11 protein-coding genes are annotated in these 14,254 nt (G+C 61.2%); 2 read left to right on the top strand and 9 right to left on the bottom strand.

Going from position 1 to position 14,254, the window contains the following annotated elements; all coding sequences use genetic code 11:
* From NTA49_RS01480 to bchF, 7 genes are read right to left on the bottom strand one after another with little or no spacing between them, the layout of a single operon-like run.
* Positions 1-1,428, bottom strand: coding sequence for a PucC family protein (locus tag NTA49_RS01480; RefSeq protein ID WP_258292873.1), 1,428 nt, complete (start codon positions 1,426-1,428; stop codon positions 1-3).
* Positions 1,425-2,090, bottom strand: a complete 666-nt coding sequence (gene bchM / locus NTA49_RS01475) for a magnesium protoporphyrin IX methyltransferase (RefSeq protein WP_258292872.1) — start codon at positions 2,088-2,090, stop codon at positions 1,425-1,427. The genes NTA49_RS01480 and bchM overlap by 4 nt, the downstream gene beginning before the upstream one ends.
* Positions 2,090-2,986, bottom strand: coding sequence for a ferredoxin:protochlorophyllide reductase (ATP-dependent) iron-sulfur ATP-binding protein (gene bchL / locus NTA49_RS01470; protein ID WP_258292871.1), 897 nt, complete (start codon positions 2,984-2,986; stop codon positions 2,090-2,092). Before bchL ends, bchM begins: the two co-directional genes overlap by 1 nt.
* A 25-nt stretch (positions 2,987-3,011) precedes the next feature.
* Positions 3,012-6,542 carry a magnesium chelatase subunit H gene (locus NTA49_RS01465; RefSeq protein ID WP_258292870.1) on the bottom strand — a complete coding sequence of 1,177 codons (3,531 nt, stop codon included), beginning with the start codon at positions 6,540-6,542 and terminating at the stop codon, positions 3,012-3,014.
* Between the two features lie 4 nt (positions 6,543-6,546).
* Entirely contained in the window at positions 6,547-8,064 is a 1,518-nt protein-coding gene (bchB, locus tag NTA49_RS01460; protein WP_258292869.1) for a ferredoxin:protochlorophyllide reductase (ATP-dependent) subunit B, read from the bottom strand.
* On the bottom strand, positions 8,061-9,356 hold the full coding sequence (locus NTA49_RS01455; RefSeq protein ID WP_258292868.1) for a ferredoxin:protochlorophyllide reductase (ATP-dependent) subunit N: 1,296 nt from the start codon (positions 9,354-9,356) through the stop codon (positions 8,061-8,063). Before NTA49_RS01455 ends, bchB begins: the two co-directional genes overlap by 4 nt.
* A complete protein-coding gene (bchF, locus tag NTA49_RS01450) occupies positions 9,353-9,835 on the bottom strand; it encodes a 2-vinyl bacteriochlorophyllide hydratase (RefSeq protein WP_258292867.1) in 483 nt (160 codons plus the stop codon). Before bchF ends, NTA49_RS01455 begins: the two co-directional genes overlap by 4 nt.
* A 420-nt stretch (positions 9,836-10,255) precedes the next feature.
* On the opposite strand from bchF, the gene NTA49_RS01445 reads away from it, so the two are divergent.
* Both NTA49_RS01445 and ppsR read left to right on the top strand, forming a co-directional pair.
* Positions 10,256-10,870: a cobalamin B12-binding domain-containing protein gene (locus NTA49_RS01445; protein WP_258292866.1), complete on the top strand. Its 615-nt coding sequence runs from the start codon at positions 10,256-10,258 to the stop codon at positions 10,868-10,870.
* Between the two features lie 80 nt (positions 10,871-10,950).
* Positions 10,951-12,363 carry a transcriptional regulator PpsR gene (gene ppsR, locus NTA49_RS01440; protein WP_258292865.1) on the top strand — a complete coding sequence of 471 codons (1,413 nt, stop codon included), beginning with the start codon at positions 10,951-10,953 and terminating at the stop codon, positions 12,361-12,363.
* Here ppsR and NTA49_RS01435 read toward each other — a convergent pair.
* Together NTA49_RS01435 and NTA49_RS01430 are read right to left on the bottom strand one after the other, a co-directional pair.
* Positions 12,316-13,242: a cobalamin B12-binding domain-containing protein gene (locus NTA49_RS01435; RefSeq protein WP_258292864.1), complete on the bottom strand. Its 927-nt coding sequence runs from the start codon at positions 13,240-13,242 to the stop codon at positions 12,316-12,318. The genes ppsR and NTA49_RS01435 overlap by 48 nt on opposite strands.
* A gap of 425 nt (positions 13,243-13,667) precedes the next feature.
* Positions 13,668-14,237: a response regulator transcription factor gene (locus NTA49_RS01430; RefSeq protein ID WP_258292863.1), complete on the bottom strand. Its 570-nt coding sequence runs from the start codon at positions 14,235-14,237 to the stop codon at positions 13,668-13,670.
* Between the last annotated feature and the right edge of the window lie 17 nt (positions 14,238-14,254).

The following is a 14,254-nucleotide window of genomic DNA, read 5'->3' as shown; positions in this document are numbered from 1 at the left end:
TCAGGTGGGGAAATCGGACAGCTCAAGCTTGACCGATTCATTGGAGTGAAGCCCACGCGTCCGCACCAGCGGACCTAAGGCGATGAGGGTGATGAAGAGCAGTATGATTTCGAGCTGATAGACGGCGGAGTATCCCGTGGACGGCTCTGTAAGCGCGGGACCGAGTGTGCCGTTTGCGGCGGCGGTGTTCACCAGATCGCGGATCGCTCCGCCGATGAAAATCGAAAGCCCGGCACCTGTCGCCTGCGCCGCGCCCCAGACACCCAAGGCAAGGCCACGACCGGCAAAACCGGTGACCTTGATCGTCATGGCGGCCATCAGGGTCGACACTGCAAAGAGGCCGCCACCCAGACCGATCAGCGCCGCTCCTACGAAAAACAAGACAGGCGATGCCATCGGTGCCGACAGCAACACGCAGCTGAACGCGACGATGCCAACGACCAGACCCCTCCCGCCGATGCGAAATGGATCGGTGCCGCGTGCCAGCCAACGTGCCGCCAGAGCAAACCCCAAAAGCGCGCCGGCAGACCACATCGCGGTCAGCAACGTCGTGGATGACACCGACAGCCCAAGGATTTCGCCGCCATAGGGTTCCAGCAGCACGTCTTGCATGTTGAATGCCACGGTGCCGACGAAGATCGTGAAGATCAGACGCAGCACGTCGTTTTCCCTGGTGAAATCGGCCCATGCGTTCAGAAAGATCGGGCGCTCGGCCGCGCGCTCGGCCTTGGTCATCGGCGACATTTTCTCCTGCTTCCACAGTGCGATGACATTCAGCACCATCGTGACAACGGCGGCCCCCTGCACGACCTGCACCAGCAGCAGGGATGTATAGTTGCGCAGCAGGGTGCCGATGATCACGGCGGAAAGACCCATACCCAAAAGGTACATGACATAGAGCAGCGAGACGACCTTTGGGCGGGTTTCTTCGGTTGCGCGGTCCGCAGCCAGCGCAAGGCCCGCAGTCTGGGTCATGTGCATGCCAAGGCCGGTCAGCAGGAACGCAAGCGCCGCTGCGGCCTGACCGAAACTGCCCGCGTCAATTGCGCTGTCGCCCGCCAACACCAACAAGGCCATGGGCATGATCGCCAGCCCGCCGAACTGCCAGAGCGTGCCGAACCAGAGATAGGGAATGCGTTTCCACCCGATGGCCGAGCGGTAGTTGTCGGACTTGAAACCCAAAAGCGCGCGGAAGGGAGCGATCAGAACCGGAATGGCGATCATCGCGGCCACGATCATGGCGGGAACCGACAGTTCCACGATCATCACCCGGTTGAGCGTGCCCAAAAGCATCACGGCGGCCATGCCGACCGAAATCTGGAACAGCGACAGACGCAGCAGTTGCGACAGCGGCAAACCCTCGCTGGCCGCATCCGAAAAGGGCAGCATCTTCAGCGTCATGGCTTTGATCGAGCGCTTGCGGATCATGGGCGGAATTCCAGGGCCTGGGAGATGTAGAAACCGGATGTGACCCGCTCGACTGGACGGATCTTGCCGCGGGTTTGGGCCGCGATTGCGGCGGGTGTGTGCGGCACCATCGTGGGCGAGCGATCCGTGCGCGGAAACAGCTTGCCCATGCGCCACATCGCCATCAGCAGGGGCGTGCGCGGGGCGACGGTAAAGACCATGTTCATGCCGACGCGCGGTGCCACATCGTCCAGGATGCGGCCAATGTCGGCGGCGGAATAATAGATCAGGCTGTCCATCGCGATGATGTGGTCGAACCGGCCCAGCCCCCGGTCCAGCATGTCGCCCGCTTCCAGACGCAGCGACCCTGCCACATGGGCGGGACGGCGCTTTTGCGCGATGTCGATCAGGCGGGGCGAAATGTCGATGCCGACAACGTCTGCACCGCGCATGGCCAGTTCGCAGGCCAGGGCACCCGTGCCACAGCCCGCGTCCAGAATGCGCGCGCCCTGAAGGTCGTGCGGCAATTGCGCAATCAGCAAATCCCGCATCCGGTCACGGCCTGCGCGCACGGTGGCGCGGATACCCGACACGGGGGCATCGGATGTCAGACGCTCCCATGTGCGGGTGGCCGTGGTGTCGAAATAAGTTTCGACACGGTTGCGGGTGGCTTCATATGTCATCAGTCGAAACCCAGCAGATCAAAGATTTCACGATCCGGCAGCGACTTGGGTGCCATCGGTTCGGTGCCGCCCCAGAGGGTCTCGGCCAGACGGATGTATTCCTTCTGAACGGCGGCGATATCGTCATCGAGGTCCATCTCGAACAACGTCTTCTTCTTCAGGCGCGACCGGCGGATGGCATCCAGATCGGGAAGGTGCGCAAGCCGGTTGAAGCCCACCGTCTGGCAGTAGCGGTCTACCTCGTTGGTATCTTTGGAGCGGTTGGCGACGCATCCCGCCAGACGCACCTTGTAGTTCGACGATTTCGCCTCGACCGCCGCGATGATGCGGTTCATGGCATAGATGCTGTCGAAGTCGTTGGCGGTCACGATCAGCGCGCGGTCGGCGTGTTGCAGGGGGGCCGCAAAGCCGCCGCAGACCACGTCGCCCAGCACGTCGAAAATCACCACGTCGGTGTCTTCCAGCAGGTGATGCTGCTTGAGCAGTTTGACGGTCTGCCCGACGACATAGCCGCCGCAGCCCGTGCCTGCAGGCGGTCCGCCCGCTTCGACGCATTTGACACCGTTGTAGCCTTCGAACACGAAGTCCTCTGGGCGCAGTTCCTCGGCATGGAAATCCACGTCTTTCAGGATGTCGATCACCGTCGGCACCAATCGGCCCGTCAGGGTAAAGGTGCTGTCGTGCTTGGGATCGCAGCCGATCTGCAGAACGCGTTTGCCCAGCTTGGAAAAAGCTGCCGACAGGTTCGAAGAGGTGGTCGATTTGCCGATGCCGCCCTTGCCGTAGACGGCAAAGACCTTCGCGCCTTCAATCTTGGCGCTTTCGTCCTGATGTACCTGAACGGAACCTTCTCCGTCCCCTCCGAAGATGGGTATGTTTCTATCGAGTGGGCTCATTTTGGTCCCTTTCCAAAAGTTTGGGTCATTCGGCTGCAATGCCCTCTAGTCTGTCTTCGATCGCGTCCGCCGCGTTTCGCAACGCGGCCAGCGTCGCCGCATCGGGTGTCCAATAGGCGCGGTCCGAGGCTTCCAGCAGGCGGTTTGCCATGCGCATGGAAGACTGCGGGTTCAGCTCCGAAAGCCGTTTGCGCATGACGTCGTCCAGCACAAAGGTCTCGGACAGTTCGCGGTAGATCCACGGTTCGACCTTGCCGGTGGTCGCAGACCAGCCGACGGTGTTGGTGATCTGTGCCTCAATGGTGCGCACACCTTCGTGGCCGTGTTTCAGCAGCGGTTCGTAGAACTTCGGGTTCAGACTGCGGGCGCGGGTTTCCAGCGCTACCTGGTCCTGCAGGCTGCGCACCTTGGTGCCGCTGCGGGTCTGGTCCCCGATGTAGATTGGCGTCTCTGCCCCGTTCTTGGCGCGTTTGACGGCGGCGGCAATGCCGCCCAACGTGTCGAAATAATGGTCGACCGTGGTGATGCCAAGTTCGACCGATTCAAGGTTCTGATAGGCCAGATCGACGGTGCGCAGCGTGTCTTGCAACAGCTCGGATTGCTGCGATGTCTCGCCGTCGGTGCCATAGGCGAAACTCTTGCGCGCCTGATAGGCGTCCGCCAGATCGCCTTCGTCTTCGAAGGCAGAGCTGTCCACCAGCTGGTTGACGTTCGAGCCATAGGCTCCTTCGGCGTTCGAGAAGACCCGCAGGGCAGCTGTTTTCAGATCGCATTTCTGCGTTTCGGCAAAGGCCAGCGCGTGCGCGCGGATCGGGTTCAGATCCAGCGGCTCGTCGGCCATCGCGCATTGCAACGCCGCATCGGCCAGCAGCTTGGTCTGCAGCGGCAGCAGGTCGCGGAAGATACCCGACAGCGTCATCACCACGTCAATACGCGCGCGGCCCAGATCGGCCAGCGAAACCAGATCGGCCCCGCACAGCCGTCCGTGCGTGTCGAACCGCGGCTTTGCGCCCATCAGGGTCAGCGCCTGTGCGATCGGGCCGCCGTTGGATTTGATATTGTCCGACCCCCACAACACCAGTGCAACCGTCTTGGGCAGGCTTGCGTGGGTGTCCAGCAACTCCTGCGCCTGACGGGCGCCGTCGGCCATGGCAAAGGCGGTGGGCATGCGGAACGGATCGAAGGCATGAATGTTGCGGCCCGTGGGCAGGATCTCGGGCGCGCGGATCACGTCGCCGCCGGGCACCGGCTTGATGAACTGGCCGTTCAGCGCGCGCATCAGCGCCTCAAGCTCGACGTTGCGCGACAGGTGCCCGCGCGCAGTCTCGCGCTCTGCCTTGGTGTCAAAGCTCATCAGCGCAAGCGTGTTCTCGACAGCCTCGGGCGACATTGCGCGGCCGACGATGTGCAGACCGTCTGGGATCAGGGCCGCTTCGGTCTCCAGCAGTTTCAGCCAGAGCGTGTTCAGATCGCTGCCGTCCAGGTGCACGATCTCGGCCTGGGCGCGGATCAGCTCTTCCAGTTCCGCACGGCCTGCGTCATCCACGCTCAGCCCGCGCCATTTGGTCAGGCTGTCCTTCACATCTGCCAATCCACGGTAAAGCCCCGACGACTGCAGCGGCGGCGTCAGATGCGTGATCGTCACGGCATTGCTGCGGCGTTTCGCAAGCGTCGCCTCGGACGGGTTGTTGGCGGCATAGAGATAGACATTGGGCAGATTGCCCATCAGCCGCTCGGGCCAGTCCTTGCCACCCAGACCGTTCTGCTTGCCGGGCATGAATTCCAGCGCGCCGTGCATCCCGAAGTGCAGGACCACATCGGCGCGCAGGTCGTTTTTCAGATAGAGATAGAACGCGCTGAAGGCATGCGTCGGCGCAAAGCCGCGCTCGAACAGCAACCGCATCGGGTCGCCTTCATAGCCGAACGTGGGCTGAACGCCGACAAAGACCTTGCCAAAGCGCGCACCCAGTACAAAGACTTCGCGTCCATTCGACTGAACGCGTCCGGGGGCAGGCCCCCAGGAGGCTTCGATCTCGTCCAGCCACGGCGTGCCTGACACGATGGTATCCGCGCTGACGGTCGCCGCGACGTTGGCATCCTGACCATAGGTCTGCGCGTTGCCGTGCAGGATTGCATCGCGCAGAGCGTCGACGGTCGCGGGCGGCTGGATGTCATAGCCGTCCCGCTCCATCTGGTGCAGCGTGTTGTGCAGGCTTTCGAAGACGGACAGATAGGCGGCGGTGCCCACGGCCCCTGCGTTCGGTGGAAATCCGAACAGAACGATGCCCACGGTCTTGTCCGCATTCTTCTTGCGGCGCAGCAGGGCCAGACGCTCTGATTTCTCGACCAGCGCGTCGATACGCTCGATGCAGGGTGCCATCGCCTTGACCATACCCTGCGCCGCGCAACGGTGCGCGCAGCCCTGGCAGCCTTCGGGGGCATGGCGTCCGGCAAAGACGGTCGGGTTGGTTGCGCCGTCGATCTCGGGCAGGGCGACCAGCATGGTGGCCTCGATCGGGCTGAGGCCCTGACCGCCGTTTGCCCATTGCGAAAGAGTCTGAAACTCCAGCGGTTGCGCCGCGACATAGGGCACGTCCAGTTCGCTCAGCGCGCGAACGGCACCGTCGGTGTCGTTGTACGCAGGGCCGCCGACCAGCGAAAAGCCGGTCAGAGAGACGATGGCGTCGATGCGCCCCTTGTGGAACGCGTCGATTGCGGGGCGTCCGTCCAGTCCGCCGGCAAAGGCCGGGATCACGCGCAGCCCCCGCGCCTCGAAGCTGCGGATCACGTGATCGTAATGGGCCGTGTCGCTGGCCAGAATATAGCTGCGCAGCATCAGCAAGCCGATGGTGGGGCCCGTGCCCTTGAGGTGCAGATCGGCCAGATCTGTCGTGATGCGCTGTCCCGGAAGATCGGGATGATAAAGCCCGACCTCGGGATATTCCACGGGCGCTTTCGCGACCGTGCCGCGCCATTCGGGCCGTACCGCATAGCGCGAGATCAAAAACCGCACCAGGCTGTCGATGTTGTCGTCGGACCCGCCCAGCCAATATTGCATCGACAGGAACCACGCCCGCAGGTCCTGGCTTTTGCCGGGGATCAGGCGCAGGATCTTGGGAATGCGGCGCAGCATCTTCATCTGGCCTGCGCCCGCATTGCCGGATTTCTTGGCAGGCTTCAGCTTTTTCAGCAACGCCATCGCCCCAGTCGCAGGACGCATCATGTCCAGATCGCCCATCTTGGTCAGCTGGACGATTTCCTGATCGGCGATGATGCCCACCATCGCGTCGCAGGCATCGCGCCGCGCCTTGAGGTCGGGCAGGATCGCCTTGATGTGATCTTCGAGAAAGATGACTGATGTCACGATGATGTCGGCGGCTGCGATGTCTGCTTTTGCATCTGCCAGCGCGTCTTCGTCCTTGCCCCACTCGGCAGCGGCGTGAATGTGCAGCGCCAGACCGGGAAAGTCATCCGCAAGCCCCGGTGCCGCACGCGCGGCAGGGCCCGCCGCGTGGCGGTCCAACGTCAGCAGAACGACGTTATAGGGCTTATGCATTACGTCATCGCGCAAAGTGGGCCTTCGCTTCGTAAAGGGTGTCGAGGCTGATCTCGTGCAGCCCTCGTTCGGTGGCGTAGAATTCGGTGTTCCGGCGGGCCTTGCCGCGCACGAAGAACGGGATTTTCTTCAGCTCTTTCTCGGCCTCGGACAGCCAGATGACATTGTCGTCCTGCGGTGCCGCTTCGGGTGCAGGCGCAGTCTGCGGCGTCGCATGGCCGCCGTGATGGCTGGGGCCTGCGGCATCGTTGAATTCAAAGTCTTCGCGGAACATGTGCAGCAGGTGCTCTTCCAGCCCCATGACCAGCGGGTGAATCCACGTGTCGAAAATCACGTTCGCGCCTTCGAACCCCATCTGCGGAGAATAGCGGGCCGGGAAATCCTGCACATGCACGGGGGCAGAGATGACGGCGCATGGAATGCCCAGACGCTTGCCGATGTGGCGTTCCATCTGGGTGCCGAGGATCATTTCGGGTTGCAGCGCTTCGATGGCGCGCTCGACGGCAAGGTAATCGTCGCTGATCAGCGCCTCGAGGCCATAGTCCTTGGCCAGCGTGCGGACGTCGCGCGCATATTCGCGGTTGTAGCAGCCGATGCCCGCAACCTCGAAACCCATCTCGTCGCGCGCGATGCGGGCTGCTGTTTTGACGTGCGTTCCATCGCCGAAGATGAACACGCGCTTGCCGGTCAGATAGGTGCTGTCGACCGAACGCGACCACCAGCTTTGACGCAGGCAATCGCTGTCGATCTGTGCGGCAGAGCCGGAGTGCCTGCGGACTTCCTCGATGAAATCCCAAGTCGCCCCTGCACCGATTGGCACGACCTTGGTGTAGGGCTGGCCGAATGTCTTTTCGCAATACCGAGCGGCCTGTTCGCCGGTTTCAGGGTAGAGCAGCACGTTGAAATGCGCCTGTCCCATTCGCGCGATATCGCCGGGCGTGGCCCCCATTGGAGCGGTCACGTTCACCTCGATCCCCAGCTCATAGAGCAGGTTGGTGATTTCCTGAACGTCGTCGCGGTGACGAAAGCCCAAGGCGGTCGGACCGATGATGTTGCAGCTGACACGTGCGGTCTTCTCTGCCGGTTTGGCCAGATGCCGAACGATCTGAAAGAACGTCTCGTCCGCGCCGAAGTTCTCCTTGCGCTGGTAGCTGGGCAGTTCCAGGGGGATGACAGGGATCGGCAAGCCCATGGTTTCGGCCAGACCGCCGGGATCGTCCTGTATCAGTTCGGCAGTACAGGACGCGCCGACGATGATCGCCTCGGGCTGAAACCGGTCATAGGCATCCTGACAGGCCCGCTTGAACAGTCCAGCGGTGTCAGACCCCAGATCGCGCGCCTGAAATGTCGTGTAGGTGACGGGCGGGCGATGGTCGCGGCGTTCGATCATGGTGAACAGCAAGTCGGCATAAGTGTCGCCCTGCGGGGCGTGCAAGACGTAGTGCAGACCCTTCATGCCGGTCGCCACGCGCATTGCACCGACGTGCGGTGGGCCTTCGTATGTCCAGACGGTCAGCTTCATTGTGCAGCCTCCAGCGCGGGGCCGTTCAGAATGCGTTTCCGGCGCAAGGGGCGCGCAAAGAGCGAGGCGAGATCGCCCGCCTGTTCGTAGAAATGCACCGGGGTGAAAACCAACTCGATGGCCCATTTGGTCGACAGGCCTTCGGCCTCGAGCGGATTGGCAAGGCCTAGCCCACAGACGGTCAGATCGGGCCGCGCCGCGCGGCAACGGTCCAGTTGCAGATCGACGTCCTGCCCTTCGGAAATCTGCGGGCCTGCGGGCAGCAGGTCCAGGTCGGGGCCGTGGATTTCATCGTGAATATAGGGAGAGCCAACCTCGACCGCCCGCATGCCGCATTCACGCGTCAGGAACCGCGCCAGTGGAATTTCCAGCTGGCTGTCCGGGAAGAAAAACACCGACTTGCCGTCCAAGGCCTCGGCGGCTTGCGCAACCGCCTGACGGGCACGGCGGCGGGGCGCTTCGGTAACGGTATCGAATGTGTCCTGCGTGACACCAAATTCGGATGCGATTGCGGCCAGCCAGGCGGTCGTGCCCTCTTCGCCCAGGGGGAAGGGCGCCGCAAGGTGGCGTGCACCGCGCCGGATCAGGGCCGCGTGCGTGTCGCTGAGAAACGGCTGGGTCAGGGCGAACACGGTGTTCGGCCCCACGGCCACATCCGCGTCAATCGTGCGCGCGGGCAGAACCTGAACCGGTCCGACGCCCAGGTCGGCCAGAAGGCTCAGCATCTGGTCCTCGACCACGTCGGGCAATGCGCCCACGACGACCAGATTACGCTCTTGCGTGGCGGGCAGGACCGGAACCATCGACGCCAGACAGGCATCTTCGCCTTGGGTAAACGTGGTTTCGATGCCCGACCCGGAATACTCCAGAACCCGCACCTTGGGCGCGTAGAGTTGCGTCAGCCGTTCGGCGGCGCGGCTCAGGTCCAATTTGATTACCTCGGACGGGCACGAGCCCACCAGAAACAGCTGCCGGATGTCGGGGCGGCGCGCCAGCAGCGTCTCGACCTCGCGGTCAAGTTCGGCGTGGGCGTCATTCAGGCCCGCCAGATCCGATTCTTCCAGGATCGCGGTGCCGAATCGTGGCTCCGCAAAGATCATGACGCCGGCGGCGCTTTGCAGAAGATGCGCGCAGGTCCGCGAACCGACCACCAGAAAGAACGCATCCTGCATCTTGCGGTGCAGCCAGATGATCCCGGTCAGACCGCAGAACACTTCGCGCTGGCCGCGCTGCTTCAGCACGGGGGCGGACCGGCAGCCCAGTGCGGGCGGTGGGGTCATCCGGTCGGTCATGCCGCCACCTGCATTTGCAGACGCGCAGCGCGCAGTTTCCACAGGAACTGCCCCGCGTTCACCACATAGGTGGCATAGGCCAGCAGGATGATAGCAATCAGCATGTCGGGCGCAAAGGCACCGGTCAGCAGACCGTAAAGATACAAGGAATGCAGGGCGATAACGGCAAAGCTGAACACATCCTCCCAAAAGAACGCGGCGGCAAACAGCCATTGGCCGAACACCACCTTCTCCCAGATCGCGCCGGTGACCATGATCAGATACAAAAAGCCGGTTTTGACAATGATCGAGGCCGTCGCGATTCCATAGCCTTCGCCGCTGGTCATGTAGCGGATGACGAGGGCAAGCGAGATCAGGAAGACCGCGAATTGAACGGGCGCCAGAACACCCTGAACCACGGTCCAGACGGTCGCATCACGGCGCGCGCGCTGCTGGGGCGTATAAAGCCCGAACGTCTGCGATTGTGCTGCGCTGGTCATTTGTTGCCCTCCCCTTGGCGTGTGTCTTCTATCGAATAATCTGGCAGGGCCGCCGGGTTGTGTCAACTTTGATTTACAGTTTTGCCGGAGATTTAAGCCCGCATTTGCGTGGGTTTCCTTGGTGTACCCGTTTCTAAATATGGCTCAAGAAAATAGATGTCATAATAAATTGACATATTTTACGTGATGAAGGACGCTACGGGGCATCTCGACCGCCACAGGGCCCCGATGGGCTGGGGCAGGTCTTCTTCTGGGGGGATTGCGGTGTTTCAGAATCAGCAGGATTTTCTGACAGACATGTCCCGCGAGATTGACCGCGTGGCGCTTCACGCGCTTACCGTTCTAATCTCGGCCCGGTGCAAGGCCGCAACCGGAACGGAACCTGCCAGTGCGCCCGCGCCCGCCCTCTGCCTCGATGAAATGAACAGACGTCTGTATGACGCCGCGATTTCGCCGGATCGCAATCTGGTCTGGGCGACCGTGCGCGACATGCAGGGCGCGGGTCTTTGTAATAAGGTGATAAAATCGGCATTTGTGCCCCACGTCGCGCGCCAGCTTGGGGCCGACTGGGTGGCGGACAATGCCAGCTTTGCCGCGGTCACGATCGGATGCGCGCGGCTTCAGGCGATTGTCAGCCGCCTGGAGGAAGATCCGCCCCTGGCGCTGGATGCAGGCCCGCATCACAGTTGTCTAGTCGTCGTGCCCGAAGGCGAACAGCACACGCTGGGTGCCGTCGTGCTGGCCGACCAGCTGCGCCATCGCGGGGCGGTGCCCCAGCTGATACTGGGAATCAGCGCATCGGGGCTGGCCCAATGCGTGCGGTCCCGGCCCTTTGATATGGTCATGATCTCGGCATCCCAAGGCAGGCCGCCCGCAGATTTGCGCGCTTTGGTGGACAGCAGCCGACTGCAAACACATGGCCCGAAAGTCATTATCGGTGGTGGTATTTTAGATCAGAATGTCGATCTCAAGGCGGCGACCGGGGCCGACTTCTTGTCCGGTGATGTGCACGAGGCGCTTGATTTCTGCGCCTGAGACTGTTGTTAAGCTGAAAACCCAAGATTGATCCGCGTGCCTGTGGAACATGCTTTTATCCGAGCGAAGGATTTCGACCAATGACGTCACAAGGTGAAAAAACTTGGGCACTTGGGCTGATGCCCAAGGTTGATCCCAAGGATGTGACGGACATCATTTCAAGAATTTCGGATGTTGCGCTGGTCCTTTCCGACACGGGAAAGATCACGTCTATCTCGTGCAATCCGGATTTTGTCGGGCGGGACGCAGTCAAAAAATGGGCAGGCCTGCAGGTTCAGGATGTTCTGAATGTCGAATCCGTTCCAAAGTTCGAACTACGTCTCAAGCAGTTCAGGGAAAATTCCGGCAGCGCGAAAGCTGTCGAGCTGAACCATATCGCCCGCGACGGTCTGGACGAATTGCCGATGCGCTATAGCCTGCACGCAATCGGCTCTGACGGCGATATCCTGATGCTGGGCAGTGACATGCGGCCCATCGCTGACATGCAGCAGCAATTGGTTTCGGCGCAGATCGCGCTTGAAAACGACTACGAGGCGCAGCGCGAACATGACATCCGGTTCCGTGTTCTCATGGAATCGTCTGACACGGCAACGCTTTTGGTGTCCGTGAAAGATGGCAATGTCGTCGCCTGCAATGCGGCGGCGGAAAAGCTTTTGGGAAAGCCCCGTGGCGTTCTTGTCGATGGCCCTCTTGATGCGGAGTTCGAATCCAAGGGGCGGGCGGACGTGGTTAACCGCATGGTCTCTGCCGCGTCCGAACAATCCGTTTCTCCGGTGATTGCAAAGTCCAGGCTGACCAAGCTGATGCTGTCCCTGCGGCCCACCCTGTTTCGGGGTGTGAATGGCCAGATGCTGCTGTGCAAGATCACCGTGGCAGGCGGCGCGGACAGGTCGCTGGATCAGTTGCAGGCCCAGCTTACGGGGCTTTACGACAGCGGCGTGGACGCGATTGTCTTTGTCGATGCGGCGGGGCAGATCCTCAGCGCCAATGACGCTTTTCCAAAACTGGCCGATATCACGCACGCCTACAGCCTTCGGCACCGGTCCATCTCGGAATTCCTCGGCCGTGGATCGGTGGATGTGAACGTCATGCTCGAGAATGCGCGGCGCACGGGGCAGATGCGCCTTTATGCGACCAGGTTGGTCAGCGAGCATGGGTCCGAGCGTGCCGTCGAAATCTCGACCACCCAGATCAGTGCGGGCGGGCAAGCCATCTTTGGCATGATCATCCGCGATTCCCGGCGCGTCGAAGCGTCGGGTGGTCCGAAAAAGCAGATCACCGACGTTGACATGCAATCGGTCATCGAACTGATCGGTGGCCACTCCTTGAAGGACATCGTGGCCAGAACGACCGATGTGGTCGAGAAGATGTGCATAGAAACGGCTGTTGAAATGACTTCGAACAACCGCGTTGCGGCAGCCGAAATGCTGGGCCTGTCGCGACAGTCACTGTATGTGAAGCTTCGGAAATACGGGCTTCTCAGCAAGGGCTGAACCATTCCCGTTGTTCCTGTCGCGCTGCGCGGATGACCTGAGCGTCTTGCGCTCCCAGAATGCCGCCATCTGTTCGCGCGCTTCCTCGACGGACCCTGCAATGCCGTCAAAGCCCATCAGCGCGAGCGTCGGCCGCGTTTCCTCGACGTCTTGTCCGCTGACCAGCAGATAGGCCTGCGGACAACAGATGTGCAGGGCGATGACAAGTTTCGACAGTTTTTCGATCGAATGGCGCCCCGACATGGACAGACCGACGATGCCCTTTGGCTCCCGCTCGATCTCGGCCACCAGCGCGTCGTGTTTCAGTCCCAGCTTGAGCGAGATATCCCAACCTTCCTTGCGGAAGAGGTCAGCGGCCATCTTGACCCCCAGTGTGTGATCTTCGCCGGGCACAGAGGCGAACACCGCCGATTTCGTCTGGGCGGTCGCGGCGGGTTCGAACAGGTGCCGCATGCCGCGCATAATGGCCAGCATCCGAGTGCTTGCGGTCGTAACCTGGGAAAAGCTGGCCTTGTCCTGCTCCCACCATTCGCCCAGCATCCGTGCCGCACCGGCTAGGTACTTGAGATAGATCTGCTCTGAACTGACACCCTCGGCGCGCAGGCCTGCGATCATCTCTACGGCTGCCTTGGGATCGTCCGACAGCAGTTCGCGGCACAGCTTTTCAAGGTCGGCGTCGGACGTCACCAGCGTCGCATATTCGATTTTCTGACCCTTCGATGCAACGCGACGGATGACTTCGCGCGCCAGGCTCAGAACTGTATCTTCGGGCAGCCGCTCTTTCAGTCGGAGGATGTTCGCCTGGCTTCTCTCGTAAACCCGGTATTCAAGCGGCTCCCGGAAAGAAGGCTCCGACGACATGTTCTGTTCTCTTGGCATCTCCAATAACTCCCCCTGATGCAAAAGGCAGATTTCTGCCGTTTGCCAACTGCATTTCTAGCGGCCTGTTTGCGGAGCACTCACAAGGGTTTACCCAAGTGACGAGTATTGCATGAATTCGCTACTGAGGGCCTCCCCACCTCAAAGTATCGAATAGCTCGGGACTGCTGTTTCGGTTGGATGTATTCAGGATTTCGGATAAGACTTTGTCGCATCGCACGAGTTCAGAGAATAGAACGGGTTGGTTTCAAACCAGTTCTCTTATACGGAATTTGAAGACAACCCTGCGGTCAAGAACTCCACCTTTTCTAGAGTTCCAGTTTAAAACAGCTTAAACTTTCAGCAACAGTTCGGAATTCCCACTGCGTAGTTCTACCTGCGGAAATTTGCGCGAAGTCGGGCAAAGTGACGTGAAGTCGCGGGAACTAGCCCAGCATGCGGATCAGGTCGGCGATGCCGCGCGCGTGCATCTTTTCACGGATGCGCGAACGGTGACCCTCGACCGTGCGCTGGCTGACTTTCAGCTCGTTTGCGATCTCTTTGTTCAGTTTTCCCAACAGCAGATGATGCAGAACCTCACGCTCGCGGTCGGTCAGTTTGGCAAGGCGGTCCGACACGATCTTTTTCGAGATAACAGCAGGTTGACGGTTGAACAGCATCCCAATGGCCAGGTTGACGGCATTAAGCAGGTCCTCGGCGCGGGCGGGTTTTTCGATGAAATCAATCGCCCCGGCCCGCATCGCCTGCACGGCAATCGGCACGTCGCCATGGGCTGTCACGACGACGGTGGGCAGCGATATCCCCTGTTCGTTCAGATGGGCCTGCAACTGTGTTCCGCTCATACCGGGCAAGCGGACGTCAAGCAGCAGACAGGCCTTGCGGTCGGGATCGAACACCCGAAGGAAATTCTCGGCCGAGGCGCAGGGAATCGTGGCATGCCCGTGTGCACCCAAAAGCGCGCACAGCGATTTCAGCACGCCTGGATCATCCTCCACTACGTAAATGGATAGAT

The sequence above is a fragment of the Pseudosulfitobacter koreensis genome, from assembly GCF_024733015.1.
In the GTDB taxonomy this organism is placed as follows: Bacteria; Pseudomonadota; Alphaproteobacteria; order Rhodobacterales; family Rhodobacteraceae; genus Pseudosulfitobacter; species Pseudosulfitobacter koreensis.
Note: the sequence above shows the minus strand (reverse complement) of the source record. Positions and strands in the feature narration are given on the sequence as shown.

What these genes read in the sequence shown, in the direction of transcription:
- NTA49_RS01480 (WP_258292873.1), bottom strand. Translation starts at nt 1,428, where the DNA reads ATGATCCGCAAGCGCTCGATCAAAGCCATGACGCTGAAGATGCTGCCC.
- bchM (WP_258292872.1), bottom strand. Translation starts at nt 2,090, where the DNA reads ATGACATATGAAGCCACCCGCAACCGTGTCGAAACTTATTTCGACACC.
- bchL (WP_258292871.1), bottom strand. Translation starts at nt 2,986, where the DNA reads ATGAGCCCACTCGATAGAAACATACCCATCTTCGGAGGGGACGGAGAA.
- NTA49_RS01465 (WP_258292870.1), bottom strand. Translation starts at nt 6,542, where the DNA reads ATGCATAAGCCCTATAACGTCGTTCTGCTGACGTTGGACCGCCACGCG.
- bchB (WP_258292869.1), bottom strand. Translation starts at nt 8,064, where the DNA reads ATGAAGCTGACCGTCTGGACATACGAAGGCCCACCGCACGTCGGTGCA.
- NTA49_RS01455 (WP_258292868.1), bottom strand. Translation starts at nt 9,356, where the DNA reads ATGACCGACCGGATGACCCCACCGCCCGCACTGGGCTGCCGGTCCGCC.
- bchF (WP_258292867.1), bottom strand. Translation starts at nt 9,835, where the DNA reads ATGACCAGCGCAGCACAATCGCAGACGTTCGGGCTTTATACGCCCCAG.
- NTA49_RS01445 (WP_258292866.1), top strand. Translation starts at nt 10,256, where the DNA reads ATGAACAGACGTCTGTATGACGCCGCGATTTCGCCGGATCGCAATCTG.
- ppsR (WP_258292865.1), top strand. Translation starts at nt 10,951, where the DNA reads ATGACGTCACAAGGTGAAAAAACTTGGGCACTTGGGCTGATGCCCAAG.
- NTA49_RS01435 (WP_258292864.1), bottom strand. Translation starts at nt 13,242, where the DNA reads ATGCCAAGAGAACAGAACATGTCGTCGGAGCCTTCTTTCCGGGAGCCG.